Source organism: Streptomyces sp. NPDC001204, assembly GCF_053598035.1.
Genome location: NZ_JBSFJL010000001.1, coordinates 394894 through 408044, shown reverse-complemented (window position 1 = coordinate 408044; position 13151 = coordinate 394894). Strand labels below are relative to the sequence as shown.

14 protein-coding genes are annotated in these 13151 nt (G+C 70.4%); 8 read left to right on the top strand and 6 right to left on the bottom strand.

Annotated elements, in window-relative coordinates; translation table 11 throughout:
• Window positions 1-21: 21 nt before the first annotated feature.
• Entirely contained in the window at window positions 22-1407 is a 1386-nt protein-coding gene (locus tag ACWC91_RS01850) for a class II fumarate hydratase (protein WP_450641285.1), read from the bottom strand.
• Window positions 1408-1511: 104 nt separating this feature from the next.
• Complete coding sequence (locus tag ACWC91_RS01845) at window positions 1512-3206, bottom strand: fumarate hydratase (RefSeq protein WP_225075372.1); 1695 nt, start codon at window positions 3204-3206, stop codon at window positions 1512-1514.
• Window positions 3207-3387: 181 nt separating this feature from the next.
• Here ACWC91_RS01845 and ACWC91_RS01840 point away from each other — a divergent pair, with 181 nt between their 5' ends.
• Together ACWC91_RS01840 and ACWC91_RS01835 are read left to right on the top strand one after the other, a co-directional pair.
• Window positions 3388-4083 carry a DUF1707 SHOCT-like domain-containing protein gene (locus tag ACWC91_RS01840; protein ID WP_225075373.1) on the top strand — a complete coding sequence of 232 codons (696 nt, stop codon included), beginning with the start codon at window positions 3388-3390 and terminating at the stop codon, window positions 4081-4083.
• A gap of 141 nt (window positions 4084-4224) precedes the next feature.
• The gene (locus tag ACWC91_RS01835; protein ID WP_225075374.1) at window positions 4225-4602 is read left to right on the top strand and encodes a WhiB family transcriptional regulator; all 378 of its coding nucleotides are present in this window, start codon (window positions 4225-4227) and stop codon (window positions 4600-4602) included.
• 167 nt (window positions 4603-4769) lie between these two features.
• On the opposite strand, the gene glpX is transcribed toward ACWC91_RS01835, so the two are convergent.
• On the bottom strand, window positions 4770-5804 hold the full coding sequence (glpX, locus tag ACWC91_RS01830; protein ID WP_141358844.1) for a class II fructose-bisphosphatase: 1035 nt from the start codon (window positions 5802-5804) through the stop codon (window positions 4770-4772).
• A 127-nt stretch (window positions 5805-5931) separates the two neighbouring features.
• Between glpX and ACWC91_RS01825 the strand changes: the two genes are divergently transcribed.
• The gene (locus tag ACWC91_RS01825; protein ID WP_225075375.1) at window positions 5932-6456 is read left to right on the top strand and encodes a DUF4245 domain-containing protein; all 525 of its coding nucleotides are present in this window, start codon (window positions 5932-5934) and stop codon (window positions 6454-6456) included.
• A 605-nt stretch (window positions 6457-7061) separates the two neighbouring features.
• Here the strand turns inward: ACWC91_RS01825 and ACWC91_RS01820 are convergent.
• Both ACWC91_RS01820 and xseA read right to left on the bottom strand, forming a co-directional pair.
• Window positions 7062-7295 (bottom strand): exodeoxyribonuclease VII small subunit, encoded by a 234-nt coding sequence (locus tag ACWC91_RS01820; RefSeq protein ID WP_225075376.1) that lies wholly within the window; start codon window positions 7293-7295, stop codon window positions 7062-7064.
• A gap of 9 nt (window positions 7296-7304) precedes the next feature.
• Window positions 7305-8513, bottom strand: coding sequence for an exodeoxyribonuclease VII large subunit (xseA, locus tag ACWC91_RS01815; RefSeq protein ID WP_225075377.1), 1209 nt, complete (start codon window positions 8511-8513; stop codon window positions 7305-7307).
• Window positions 8514-8636: 123 nt separating this feature from the next.
• Here xseA and ACWC91_RS01810 point away from each other — a divergent pair, with 123 nt between their 5' ends.
• A complete protein-coding gene (locus ACWC91_RS01810; protein ID WP_225075378.1) occupies window positions 8637-9644 on the top strand; it encodes a 4-hydroxy-3-methylbut-2-enyl diphosphate reductase in 1008 nt (335 codons plus the stop codon).
• 29 nt (window positions 9645-9673) lie between these two features.
• Window positions 9674-10420 (top strand): polyphosphate--glucose phosphotransferase, encoded by a 747-nt coding sequence (gene ppgK, locus ACWC91_RS01805; RefSeq protein WP_225075379.1) that lies wholly within the window; start codon window positions 9674-9676, stop codon window positions 10418-10420.
• A 108-nt stretch (window positions 10421-10528) separates the two neighbouring features.
• Here ppgK and ACWC91_RS01800 read toward each other — a convergent pair whose 3' ends face one another.
• The gene (locus ACWC91_RS01800) at window positions 10529-10870 is read right to left on the bottom strand and encodes a DUF6542 domain-containing protein (RefSeq protein WP_374113904.1); all 342 of its coding nucleotides are present in this window, start codon (window positions 10868-10870) and stop codon (window positions 10529-10531) included.
• Window positions 10871-11223: 353 nt separating this feature from the next.
• Between ACWC91_RS01800 and ychF the strand changes: the two genes are divergently transcribed.
• The 3 genes from ychF to ACWC91_RS01785 all read left to right on the top strand — a co-directional run bounded on the left by ychF (window position 11224) and on the right by ACWC91_RS01785 (window position 13032).
• A complete protein-coding gene (gene ychF / locus ACWC91_RS01795) occupies window positions 11224-12312 on the top strand; it encodes a redox-regulated ATPase YchF (protein WP_225075381.1) in 1089 nt (362 codons plus the stop codon).
• A gap of 184 nt (window positions 12313-12496) precedes the next feature.
• Window positions 12497-12781 (top strand): type II toxin-antitoxin system Phd/YefM family antitoxin, encoded by a 285-nt coding sequence (locus ACWC91_RS01790; protein ID WP_111005329.1) that lies wholly within the window; start codon window positions 12497-12499, stop codon window positions 12779-12781.
• Window positions 12778-13032, top strand: a complete 255-nt coding sequence (locus tag ACWC91_RS01785; RefSeq protein WP_009321768.1) for a Txe/YoeB family addiction module toxin — start codon at window positions 12778-12780, stop codon at window positions 13030-13032. Before ACWC91_RS01790 ends, ACWC91_RS01785 begins: the two co-directional genes overlap by 4 nt.
• Window positions 13033-13151 lie beyond the last annotated feature (119 nt).

Genomic DNA, 13151 nt, shown 5'->3' with positions numbered 1-13151 from the left:
TCACGCCCCGGCAGCACCAGGTTACGGACGTGTCATCCGCAGGACGTCCAGCGCCCGGTCGAGTTGCTCCGTCGTGAGCAGACCGCGCTCGACGTAGCCGCCCTCCACGACGACCTGACGGATCGTCTTCTGCTCGGCCAGCGCCCTCTTGGCGACCTTCGCCGCCTCCTCGTACCCCAGGTACCTGTTGAGCGGGGTGACCACGGAGGGCGAGGACTCGGCGTACTCGCGGGCCCGTTCGCGGTGGGCGACGATCCCGTCCACGGTCCGGTCGGCGAGCAGTCGGGAGACGTTGGCGAGCAGCCGGACCGACTCCAGCACGTTCTTGGCGATGACCGGGAGCATGACGTTGAGCTCGAAGTTGCCGGCCGCGCCGGCGGTGGCGACGGTGGCGTCGTTGCCGACGACCTGGGCGCAGACCATGAGCACGGCCTCGGGGACGACCGGGTTGACCTTGCCGGGCATGATCGAGGAGCCGGGCTGGAGGTCGGGCAGGGAGATCTCGGCGAGCCCGGTCCTGGGCCCGGACGCCATCCACCGCAGATCGTTGGCGATCTTCGTCAGCCCCACAGCGATGGTCCGCAACTGGCCGCTGGTCTCGACGATGCCGTCCCTGGCCCCCTGCGCCTCGAAGTGGTCGCGGGCCTCGGTGAGCGGCAGCCCGGTGGCGCGGGCGACCTCCTCGATCACGGCGGCGGAGAAGCCGGGCGGGGTGTTGATGCCGGTGCCGACGGCGGTCCCGCCGAGGGGCAGCTCGGCCAGCCGGGGCAGGGAGGCGTTCAGGCGCTCGACGCCGTACCGCACCTGGGCCGCGTACCCGGCGAACTCCTGACCGAGGGTCACGGGTGTGGCGTCCATCAGGTGCGTGCGCCCGGACTTCACGACGTCGGCGAACTCCTCGGCCTTGCGGGCGAGCGCGCTCGCGAGGTGGTCAAGGGCGGGGATCAGGTCGCGGGTGACGGCGGCGGTGGCGGCGATGTGGATCGACGACGGGAAGACGTCGTTGGAGGACTGCGAGGCGTTGACGTGGTCGTTGGGGTGCACGTCCATGCCCAGCTGCTCACCGGCGAGGGTGGCGATGACCTCGTTGGTGTTCATGTTGGACGAGGTCCCGGACCCGGTCTGGAACACGTCGACCGGGAAGTGCTCGTCCCACTTGCCCTCGGCCACCTCGGCCGCCGCGTCCTGGATCGCCCCGGCGACGTCCTCGTCCAGCACCCCGAGCCGTGCGTTCACCTTGGCCGCGGCGCCCTTGATCCGCGCCAGTGCCTCGATGTGCGCGCGCTCGAGCCGCTGCCCGGAGACGGGGAAGTTCTCCACCGCCCGCTGCGTCTGCGCACGCCACTTGGCGTGCACGGGGACCTGGACCTCGCCCATGGAGTCGTGCTCGATGCGGTATTCGCTCATACCGCGTACAGCGCGGGCGGCGGTGCGGATGTTCCGGCGGTGGGCCGGACGGGGCGGAGCCCCCGGCGACTGCCGGGGGCTCCGGGAGGAACGCGGGGACCGGCTCAGGCCAGACCGGGGCCCCGGACCGGGATCGATGTGAAGGTCGGCTGGGGGGCCGGGTTCTGGAAGAAGTCGTTGCCCTTGTCGTCGACGACGATGAACGCCGGGAAGTCCTCGACCTCGATCTTCCAGACGGCCTCCATGCCGAGCTCCTCGTACTCCACGACCTCGACCTTCTTGATGCAGTCCTGGGCCAGGCGGGCCGCCGGACCGCCGATCGAGCCGAGGTAGAAGCCGCCGTGGGCGTCGCACGCGTCCGTGACCTGCTTGCTGCGGTTGCCCTTGGCCAGCATCACCTTGGAGCCGCCCGCCGCCTGGAACTGCTCGACGTAGGAGTCCATGCGGCCGGCCGTGGTCGGGCCGAACGAGCCGGACGCGTAGCCCTCGGGGGTCTTGGCCGGGCCCGCGTAGTACACCGGGTGGTCCTTGAGGTACTGCGGCATCTCCTCGCCCGCGTCGAGCCGCTCCTTGATCTTGGCGTGCGCGATGTCGCGGGCCACCACCAGCGGGCCGGTCAGCGACAGCCGGGTCTTGACCGGGTACTTGCTCAGCTCGGCGAGGATCGACTCCATCGGCTGGTTGAGGTCGATGCGGACCACGTCCGACGACTCGTCCAGGTGCTCGTCCGTGGTCTCCGGCAGGAACCGCGCCGGGTCCTTCTCCAGCTGCTCCAGGAAGACGCCCTCGGGGGTGATCTTCGCGAGCGCCTGGCGGTCGGCCGAGCAGGAGACGGCGATGGCCACCGGGCAGGACGCGCCGTGCCGCGGCAGCCGGACCACGCGCACGTCGTGGCAGAAGTACTTGCCGCCGAACTGCGCGCCGATCCCGATCTTCTGCGTCAGCTCGAAGACCTTCTCCTCCAGCTCCTCGTCCCGGAAGCCGTTCCCGAGCGGCGAACCCTCGGTGGGCAGGTTGTCCAGGTAGTGCGCGGAGGCGTACTTCGCCGTCTTCAGGGCGTACTCGGCGCTCGTGCCGCCGACCACGATCGCCAGGTGGTACGGGGGGCACGCGGCGGTGCCCAGCGAACGGATCTTCTCCTCCAGGAACTTCATCATGGAGGCCTCGTTCAGGACGGCCTTCGTCTCCTGGTACAGGAAGGACTTGTTGGCCGAGCCGCCGCCCTTGGCCATGAACAGGAACTTGTAGGCGCCGCCGTCCGTCGCGTACAGCTCGATCTGCGCGGGCAGGTTGGAGCCGGTGTTCTTCTCCTCCCACATGGTGAGCGGAGCCATCTGCGAGTAGCGCAGGTTGAGCTTGGTGTAGGCGTCGTAGATGCCCTGGGAGAGGGCCTTCTCGTCCTCGCCCGCCGTCAGCACGTTCTGGCCGCGCTTGCCCATGACGATCGCCGTGCCCGTGTCCTGGCACATGGGCAGCACGCCGGCCGCGGCGATGTTCGCGTTCTTGAGCAGGTCCAGGGCGACGAACTTGTCGTTCGCCGAGGCCTCCGGGTCGTCGATGATGCGGCGCAGCTGGGCGAGGTGGTCAGGGCGCAGGTAGTGCTGGATGTCGTGGACGGCCTCCGCGGCCAGCTTGCGCAGCGCCTCCGGCTCGACCTTGAGGAACGTACGCCCGTCGGGCCCCTCGACGGTGGAGACGCCCTCGGACGTCACCAGCCGGTACGGGGTGGTGTCCTCACCCTGGGGGAGCAGATCGGTGTACGTGAACGCAGGGTGGGCAGGGGGGGGATTGTGCGGCATCTGGCCCATTCCTCACTTGGCAGAAGGCTGCCCGCCGGCACCGGCGGGCACCGACCAGCGTAGAACCTGCCACCGACGGTGGATCTGTGAGGTCCGGCTCAGTGCGGTTCGACGCGGTGCGCGGCGCGCCCGTCGTCCACACCCCTAGTCGCGATCTATCGCGTTTCGGTACGCTGCTGCCGTGGACCTTCAGAAGCAGACCGAACCGCGTACGGCCGCCGCCCCTGTCGCCGAACTGCGCGCCTCGGACGCCGACCGTGACCGTATCGCCGACATCCTGCGCGAGGCCCTCGCCGAGGGCCGTCTGAACGCCGACGAGCACGCCGAGCGCGTCGAGGGGGTGCTGAACGCCAAGACGGTCGGCGAGCTGGAGGTCTTCATCCAGGACCTGCCCGCCGCCCACCAGCGCCGCGCGGCCGCCGCGTACACCCCCGCGCCGAACCGGCCGGCGGCCGGCGAGATACCCCCGGTCGCCGACGAGAACGTGGTGGCGGTGTTCAGCCAGGCCACCCGCCGCGGCCGCTGGCGCCCCGGACGCCGGGTGCACGCGTACGCGATCTTCGGCAGCGTGGAGATCGACCTCAGCGAGGCGGTCTTCGAGTACCAGCAGGTCGTGATCAAGGCCGTCTCGGTCTTCGGCGACGTGCAGGTCCGCGTCCCGGAGAACGTGTCGCTGCGCGGCACCGGCGGCGGCGTCCTCGGCAACTTCGAGGTGGTCACGCTGGATTCGCCCGAGTCCGAGGCGCCCGTCGTCTATGTCGACGGCTGGGCCGTGCTGGGCAACGTCGAGGCGCGGCCGAAGCGGGGCAAGCTCGTCGCGGACATTCTCGACCGCGTCCAGCACAAGGTGGACAAGCATCTGCGCAAGCACATGTGACAACGGCGGTCGTCCTCGGACGACGGCGGTCACCGGCCGGGCGGTTGGGAACTCAGTGCATAGGCGCGCGTACAGCGGGTAGGCCTTGCTGCATCGTCTCTCGGACCCTCCAGCTCGCGAAGCCGTCGTCAGGAGAAGACCGTGCTGCAACCGCCGCATTCGTCGCTGCAGGTAGCTGCCGTTCCGGCCCAGCGGGTGCCGGCGCGAGACAGGGATCAGGACGCGCCCTGGCACACCGAGGCGGTGTGCAGGCGTGACGAGGCGGGCCTGTTCTTCGCACCCTCCAAGGAGCCCACCGCCGCGCGGCTGTCCCGCGAGGAGGCGGCCAAGCGGGTCTGTGCGCGCTGTCCGGTCATGGTCGAGTGCCGCGAGCACGCACTGCTGCAACCCGAGCCGTACGGCGTCTGGGGCGGCCTCACCGCCGCCGAGCGCCGCGTCGTCCTGGCCCGGCGCCGCCGCCGTGACCTGGAGCTGAAGAAGGCGGCCCGCGCCACGGGACGCATAGCGGCGGCGGGGTAGGGCCCGCCCGGGCGGCGGGACAGGACCCGCCCGACAGGCCGGCTCCGCCCCGCCCCGGCCACCCTTTCGGGCCGGGCGACCGGTCGCCGGACCGAACGCCTGTACGCGTACGGGGGCGCCCCTCCGCACAGGGAGCGCCCCATCGCCGTAACGGGTCCGCGGACCGGCTACTTCGCGCGGTCGAAGTCGATCGCGCTGTACGCCCGCAGCTTGCTCAGCCGGTGCTCGGAGTCGATCCGGCGGACCGTGCCGGACTTGGAGCGCATCACGATCGAGTCGGTCGTCGCCGTCTCGGCGCGGTAGCGCACTCCGCGCAGCAACTCGCCGTCGGTGATGCCGGTGGCGACGAAGAAGACGTTCTCGCCGGAGACCAGGTCGTCCGTGGTCAGCACGCGGTCCAGATCGTGCCCGGCGTCGAGCGCCCGCTGCCGCTCCTCGTCGTCCTTCGGCCACAGCTTGCCCTGGATCGTGCCACCGAGGCACTTCACGGCGCAGGCCGAGATGATGCCCTCGGGCGTGCCGCCGATGCCGAGCAGCAGGTCGATGCCGGTGCCGTCGCGCAGCGCCAGGATCGAGCCGGCCACGTCGCCGTCGGAGATCAGCTTGATGCGGGCGCCCGTCTCCCGGATCTCCCTGATCATGCTCTCGTGCCGCGGCCGGTCCAGGATGACGACCGTGACGTCCTCCGGCGTGGACCGCTTGGCCTTGGCCACGCGCTTGATGTTCACGGACACCGGCGCGTCGATGTCGACGAAGTCGGCCGCGTCCGGCCCGGTGACCAGCTTGTCCATGTAGAACACGGCGGACGGGTCGAACATCGCGCCGCGCTCGGCGGCGGCGAGGACCGCGATCGCGTTCGGCATGCCCTTGGCGGTCAGGGTGGTGCCGTCGATCGGGTCGACGGCGATGTCGACCTCCGGCCCGGTGCCATCGCCGACGTGCTCGCCGTTGAAGAGCATCGGGGCCTCGTCCTTCTCCCCCTCGCCGATGACGACGACGCCGTTCATCGAGACGGTGGAGACGAGGGAACGCATGGCGCGCACGGCGGCGCCGTCGGCGCCGTTCTTGTCACCGCGCCCGACCCAGCGGCCCGCGGCCATCGCCGCTGCCTCGGTCACCCGGACGAGTTCCAGGGCGATGTTGCGGTCGGGCGCCTCGGAGGGCACCTCGAGCTCGGAGGGAAGATGATGATGCTCGGTCATCGGAGCGCACCTTTCTGATACGACGACGGCCGGATGAGGGTGTTGGCCCCGACTCTATCTCCGGACGGGCAGAATGAGCAGGGGACCCCACGGATGAGCGGACCGGGCACCTGCGACGATAGGGGGCGTGGCAGGTTCGAACGGCAAGCAGAAGACGGTCCGGGACATGATTCTCTCCCTGGGCCTGATCGGGATCGCGGCGGCGGTCATCTATCTCTTCGTCCCGCACGACACCAAGGCTCCCGACATCAAGCGGGTCGACTACAGCATCGAGTTGACCACCGCACGGCGGGCGGCGTCGTACCCGGTGGCCGCGCCCGAGGGACTGCCCGACACCTGGAAGGCCACCTCGGTCCGCTTCCGGGCCCACGAGAAGGACCACTGGCACCTGGGCTTCCAGGATCCCGACGGTCAGTACGTGGCGGTCGAGCAGTCCGCGCAGAAGCGCAAGGACTTCATCGACGCGGCCAGCCTGGGCGGGCGGGTCACGAAGGTCACCGAGGAGATCGACGGCCGCACGTGGACGCGCTACACCGGCGGCCGCTACGACGCGCTCGTGCTGGAGGAGACCGAGGGCGCCACGACCGTGGTGGCGGGCACGGCGTCCTTCGACCGGCTGACGACGATGGCGCGAGCACTGAAGACGTCCTGAGCCCGCCCACGGCCCCACCCTGACCGGCGGGTCCCCGACGGCGCCCGCCGGCCCCAGCCGCGACCGCGGGCCTCGACCGCGGGCCCCCGCCTCCATCGCGGGCCTTCGGCCCCGACCGGCGGGCCTCGGCCCTGATCCGCGGGTCCAGTAGCCCCGACTGCGGGCCTTGGCCCTGAGCACGGGCCTTGGCTCTGAGCACGGGCCCTGGCCCTGGCCGAGGCCCTGGGTCCCGATTACGGGCCATGGCTTCGTCCGGCGGATCCCCTGGTCCCGACCGCGGGCCTCGGCTCCGACTGTGGACCTTCTCCCTGACTGCGGGCTCCGGCCCCGAGTGCGGGCCTTGGTTCCGACCGGCGGATTACCTGGCCCCGACCGCCGGACCCCGACCGCCGGCCCCCGGTCCTGGCCTCGGTCCCTGGCCCCGGACTGTGGCCGACCCCCGACCGGCCCCGGCTGTGGTCCTCGCCCGATCCCGGCTGTGGTCCTCGCCCGATCCCGGCTGTGGTCCTCGCCCGATCCCGGCTGTGGTCCTCGCCCGATCCCGGCTGTGGTCCTCGCCCGATCCCGGCCGTGGTCCTCGCCCGGCCCCGGCCGTGGCCGCCGTCCTACTCCGAGCCCTCCGTGCCCTCCCGTTCCGTCTCCTCCGCGAGGGCTGCGTCCAGGCGGGCGCGGGCGCCCTCCAGCCAGCGGCGGCACACCTTGGCCAGTTCCTCGCCGCGCTCCCACAGCGCGAGGGACTCCTCCAGGCTCGTACCGCCCGCCTCCAGGCGCCGGACGACCTCGATCAGCTCGTCCCGTGCCTGCTCGTAGCCGAGTGCCTCATCCGCCTTGCCAGTCATCCGCCCACCCTATGTGTCGACACGAACCGTGAACTCGCCCTCGGCGACCCGGGCCCGCAGGGCCTCGTCCGCCGTCACTTCTCCCGGGTCGCGGACCACGTGCCCGTCCGCCTTCTGGAGCACCGCGTACCCGCGCCGGAGGGTCGCGGCAGGGGAGAGGGCCACGACGCGCGCGTGCGTGTGCGTCAGCTCGGAGTCCGCGCGGTCCAGCAGGTGCCGCAGGGTGCGCCGGCCGCGGTCGAGGACCGACGCGATGTGGTCCTCGCGCTCGCCGATCATGCGGTGCGGGTCCTCCATGCAGGGCCGGGCGAGCGCGTGGGCGAGCCCCCGCTCCTCCCGCTCGACGAGCGCCCGCACGCACCTGCGGGCCCGGTCGCGCAGCTGCCGTACCCGCTCGTACTCCTCGCCGACGTCCGGCACGACCTTCTTCGCGGCGTCGGTCGGTGTGGAGGCGCGCAGGTCGGCGACGTAGTCGAGCAGCGGGGTGTCCGGCTCGTGCCCGATCGCGGACACCACGGGCGTACGGCAGGAGGCGACCGCGCGCACCAGCTGCTCGTCGGAGAACGGCAGCAGGTCCTCCACGCTGCCGCCGCCGCGCGCCACGATGATCACGTCCACCTCGTCGGTCGCGTCCAGCTCCTTCACGGCCTGCACGACCTGCGGGACGGCGTGCACGCCCTGCACGGCGACGTTGCGCACCTCGAAGCGGACCGCGGGCCAGCGGTGCCGGGCGTTCTCCAGCACGTCCCGCTCCGCGGCGGAAGCCCGGCCGCAGACCAGCCCGACGAGCTGGGGCAGGAAGGGCAGGGGCTTCTTCCGCTCGGCCGCGAACAGCCCCTCCGCCGCGAGTGTCTTCTTCAGCTGCTCCAGCCGGGCCAGCAGCTCACCTACGCCCACCGGCCTTATCTCGGCGGCCCGCAGCGACAGCTGCCCGCGCGGCGCGTACCACTCCGGTTTGGCGTGCACCACGACCCGCGCGCCCTCGCCGACCACGTCGGCGATCGCGTCGAACACCTGGCGGTAGCAGGTCACGCTGACGGAGATGTCGTACGACGGATCGCGCAGCGTCAGGAACACCACGCCCGCACCCGGGCGCCGCGACAACTGCGTGATCTGCCCCTCGACCCACACCGCGCCGAGCCGCTCGATCCACCCACCGATCAGCCGCGACACCTCACCGACGGGCAGGGGGGTTTCGGGAGACGTGGAGAGAGCCATGCCCGCGAGAGTAGCCGCCCCCGCCGACAACCCCCACCCTCTCGCCCACCGGCCCGGTCCGCGCGTCCGTGGGGCGATCGCGGGGCGATCTTCGGGCCGCGGTGGCGGCCTTACGATGGGGGCATGACTGCTTCGTCTGGCCGCCGTGTCCTGCTCGCCGCCCCCCGTGGCTACTGCGCGGGTGTGGACCGCGCCGTGATCGCCGTCGAGAAAGCCCTGGAGCAGTACGGGGCTCCGATCTATGTCCGGCACGAGATCGTCCACAACAAGTACGTCGTGCAGACCCTGGAGAAGAAGGGCGCCGTCTTCGTCGAGCGCACGGAGGAGGTGCCGCCGGGGAACATCGTGATGTTCTCGGCGCACGGCGTGGCCCCCACCGTCCACGAGGAGGCCGAGCGGGGCCACCTGGCCACCATCGACGCCACCTGCCCCCTGGTGACCAAGGTCCACAAGGAGGCCGTCCGGTTCGCCAACGACGACTACGACATCCTCCTGATCGGGCACGAGGGCCACGAGGAGGTCATCGGCACCACCGGCGAGGCCCCCGAGCACATCCAACTCGTCGACGGCCCCGAGGACGTCGCGAACGTCGAGGTCCGCGACCCCTCCCGGGTGGTGTGGCTGTCGCAGACCACGCTGTCCGTCGACGAGACCATGGAGACGGTCGACGCGCTCAAGGACAAGTTCCCGCAGCTGCTCTCCCCGCCCAGCGACGACATCTGCTACGCCACGCAGAACCGCCAGCTCGCCGTGAAGCAGATGGGCGCCGAGGCCGACCTGGTGATCGTCGTCGGCTCCCGCAACTCCTCCAACTCCAAGCGGCTGGTTGAGGTCGCCAAGCTCGCGGGCGCGGACCAGGCCTACCTCGTGGACTTCGCCGACGAGATCGACGAGAGCTGGCTGGAGGGCGTCACCACGGTCGGCCTGACCTCGGGCGCCTCCGTGCCGGAGGTCCTGGTCGAGCAGGTGCTCGAATGGCTGTCGCAGCGCGGCTTCGAGGACGTGGAGATCGTCAAGGCGGCCGAGGAGTCCATCATCTTCTCCCTGCCCAAGGAGCTCCGCCGGGACCTGCGCGAGGAGGCGGCCGCGCTGGTCGCCGAGCGCGGAGGGTCCGGTACGACGCAGCGGTGACGGTCCGTCGTACGTCGTAACGTGGAGCCATGCAGATCTTCGGCGTGGACATCGGCGGGTCCGGCATCAAAGGCGCCCCTGTGGACCTGGACAGGGGAGAGCTGACCCAGGAGCGGCACAAGGTGCTGACCCCGCACCCGGCGACCCCCGACACCGTCGCCGACGGGGTCAAAGAGGTGGTCGACCACTTCGGCTGGACCGGACCGGTCGGGCTGACGTTCCCGGGCGTCGTCACCGGCGGCGCCATGGTCCGTACGGCGGCCAACGTCGACAAGAGCTGGGTCGACACCGACGCGCGCGCGTTGTTCGGCGGCCGGCTGGGCGGTCTGCCGGTGACGGTGGTCAACGACGCGGACGCGGCGGGCGTCGCCGAGATGCACTTCGGCGCCGGGCGCGACCGCAAGGGCACGGTGGTGCTGCTGACCTTCGGCACCGGCATCGGCAGCGCCGTCTTCGTCGACGGCGTCCTCGTCCCCAACACCGAACTCGGGCATCTGGAGCTGAACGGCCACGAGGCGGAGAAGCGGGCGTCCAGCAAGGCCAAGGACGATCACGACCTCAGCTGGGAGCGCTGGGCCCGCCGGGTGCAGAAGTACCTCGCCCATGTCGAGATGCTCTTCAGCCCGGAGCTGTTCATCGTCGGCGGCGGCGTCAGCCGCAAGTCGGAGAAGTTCCTGCCCCTCATCGAGGACCTCAAGGCGGAGATCGTTCCCGCCCAGTTGCAGAACAACGCGGGGATCGTCGGCGCGGCGATGCACGCGGCGGAGCACGGGTGAGGCGGTAGCCCTCGACGCACGGACGCGCTGACGCGGACGTGCTCACCGACGCGGACGGGTCCGGGCGATCCGCCGGTGGCCCTCCCGCCGGCGGATCGCCCCGGTGCGTCAGCCCGCCAGGCGCTTGCGCACCGCCCGCCGCCGCGCGGCCAGGGCCACCCGTCGCGCCAGCGCCGTCACGACGGCGATCAGCGTCCCCGCGTACAGCCAGGGCGCCTGGGTGGCGAGCGCGGTCACCAGGCCCATCAGCTTGCCGAGGAACCCCGGCTCCGCGTCGATCACGGGCAGCAGCCCCACGGCGAACCCGATCGGCACCACGACGGGCGCGGTCAGCAGGTCGCCCTTGCGCACCCACAGCGCGGTCAGCGCGCACACCGGCAGGAACAGCACGCCGTACGCGGTGGGGGCCCCGTCGAAGAGCAGCAGGTCGAGAGCGCCCAGCAGGAACATGACCGCCCCGCAGAACATCCCGGCGCCCAGACCCGTCAGCCGAGGACCGGACGGCCGCCGCGGCTCGGGCGCCGGAGCCGCCGCCGGAACGGTGGGACGACGTGCGGCAGGAGGCCGTCGTGCCTGGGGCACCGGCGGCCTGCTTCGTCGCGGTCCGTGCTGCTGGTGTCGCGTCCTGTGCTGCTCCACTGGACCAACCTAGGTCTGCTTATGTGGCGAATAGCTCGCCTGACACGCCGTGCGCGGCAGCTTGGCCAAGCGTTCGAACCGTCGCGGGGCCCGGCTGGGACACGCCGTAGACTGGTGGATCGGCCGCCTGGCCCTCAATCTCCTCACGTACGGGAAGTCGCAACGTGTCGCTCACGATCGGAATCGTCGGTCTGCCGAACGTCGGCAAGTCGACCCTGTTCAACGCCCTGACCAAGAACGACGTGCTCGCGGCCAACTACCCGTTCGCCACGATCGAGCCGAACGTCGGTGTCGTCGGCGTGCCGGACGGTCGTCTCGCCCAGCTCGCCTCGATCTTCAAGTCGGAGCGGATCCTCCCGGCCACCGTCGACTTCGTCGACATCGCCGGCATCGTGCGCGGCGCCAGCGAGGGCGAGGGCCTGGGCAACAAGTTCCTCGCGAACATCCGCGAGTCGGACGCGATCTGCCAGGTCATCCGTGCCTTCAAGGACGAGAACGTCGTCCACGTCGACGGCAAGGTCTCGCCCAAGGACGACATCGAGACGATCAACACCGAGCTGATCCTCGCCGACCTCCAGACCATCGAGAAGGTCCTGCCCCGGCTCCAGAAGGAGTCGCGGATCAAGAAGGACGTCGGCCCCAAGGTCAAGGCCGTCGAGGAGGCCAAGGAGATCCTGGAGAAGGGCGACACGCTCTTCGCGCACGGCATCGTGCAGGGCAGCGAGCGCGCCGAGCTCCTGCACGACCTGCACCTGCTCACCACCAAGCCCTTCCTGTACGTCTTCAACGTCGACGAGGACGAACTGGTCGACGAGGACTTCAAGAACGAGCAGCGCGCCCTGGTCGCCCCCGCCGAGGCGATCTTCCTCAACGCCAAGCTGGAGGCGGACCTCGCCGAGCTGGACGAGGACGAGGCCCTGGAGCTCCTCCAGTCCGTCGGCCAGGACGAGCCCGGCCTCGCCACCCTCGCCCACGTCGGCTTCCGCACCCTCGGCCTCCAGACCTACCTGACGGCCGGCCCCAAGGAGTCCCGCGCCTGGACCATCAAGAAGGGCGCCACCGCCCCCGAGGCCGCCGGTGTCATCCACACCGACTTCCAGAAGGGCTTCATCAAGGCCGAGGTCATCTCCTTCGAGGACCTCCTGGAGTCCGGCTCGGTCGCCGACGCCCGCGCCAAGGGCAAGGCCCGCATGGAGGGCAAGGACTACGTCATGCGCGACGGGGACGTGGTGGAGTTCCGCTTCAACGTGTGATCAGTTCGTTACTTTGAGCCAAGGGCACAGGCGGCAAGGGGTTGGTCTCTTCGAGGGCCGACCCCTTGTTGTTGCCCGTGCCGGGGTGGTGCTGGGATGTCTGCTCCTTCGCCGGGCGTCTGCTCTGTCCATGAGCAGCAAGAGTGGTACGTTATTTGGTACCGCTGCCGGAAAGGGTGAGGTCATGTCCATAACTGCGAGCGAAGCCCGCAAGGCTCTCTTTCCGCTGATCAAGAAGGTCAACGACAACCACGAGGCCATCGAGATCGTTTCCAAGCACGGCAATGCCGTGCTCGTCTCGGCTGAAGACTATGCGGCATTGCGTGAGGGCTCGTACCTGCTGCGCTCGCCGGCGAACGCTCGCCGGTTGCTCAAGGCGTACGAGAACGCCCTGGCCAACATCAACGTGTCAGAGCGAGAGCTGATCGACCCCGACTCGCCGGATGCGGCCAGTGAGGGTGCTGAGTGAGGCTCGTCTTCGAAGATCAGGGCTGGGAGGACTACACGTCCTGGCTCAAGAACGACCGCAAGATGCTCGCTCGGATCAACAAGCTCATCGAGGACGTCAAACGCGACCCCTTCACTGGAATCGGTAAGCCCGAGCCGCTCAAGTACCACTTGCCAGGCGCTTGGTCGCGGCGGATCGACGATGAGCACCGCCTGGTCTACCTGGTCACGGACAAGGAGATCGTGATCCTCGCGGCCCGCTATCACTACTGAATTCTCGGTTGTCGTCACTGAGCCAGTCCCCCTCAGTGGGGAACACGCGGGGCCTCGTTCGCGCTGCGGACCGCCCGCTCGCTCCCGCCGTCGGAGGCCAACGCAACCAAACGATGAAA

Bases quoted from the DNA above. Each gene is read 5' to 3' on its own strand.
- ACWC91_RS01850 (WP_450641285.1), bottom strand. From the start codon at position 1,407: ATGAGCGAATACCGCATCGAGCACGACTCCATGGGCGAGGTCCAGGTC.
- ACWC91_RS01845 (WP_225075372.1), bottom strand. From the start codon at position 3,206: ATGCCGCACAATCCCCCCCCTGCCCACCCTGCGTTCACGTACACCGAT.
- glpX (WP_141358844.1), bottom strand. From the start codon at position 5,804: ATGACCGAGCATCATCATCTTCCCTCCGAGCTCGAGGTGCCCTCCGAG.
- ACWC91_RS01820 (WP_225075376.1), bottom strand. From the start codon at position 7,295: ATGACTGGCAAGGCGGATGAGGCACTCGGCTACGAGCAGGCACGGGAC.
- xseA (WP_225075377.1), bottom strand. From the start codon at position 8,513: ATGGCTCTCTCCACGTCTCCCGAAACCCCCCTGCCCGTCGGTGAGGTG.
- ACWC91_RS01810 (WP_225075378.1), top strand. From the start codon at position 8,637: ATGACTGCTTCGTCTGGCCGCCGTGTCCTGCTCGCCGCCCCCCGTGGC.
- ppgK (WP_225075379.1), top strand. From the start codon at position 9,674: ATGCAGATCTTCGGCGTGGACATCGGCGGGTCCGGCATCAAAGGCGCC.
- ACWC91_RS01800 (WP_374113904.1), bottom strand. From the start codon at position 10,870: ATGTTCCTGCTGGGCGCTCTCGACCTGCTGCTCTTCGACGGGGCCCCC.
- ACWC91_RS01790 (WP_111005329.1), top strand. From the start codon at position 12,497: ATGTCCATAACTGCGAGCGAAGCCCGCAAGGCTCTCTTTCCGCTGATC.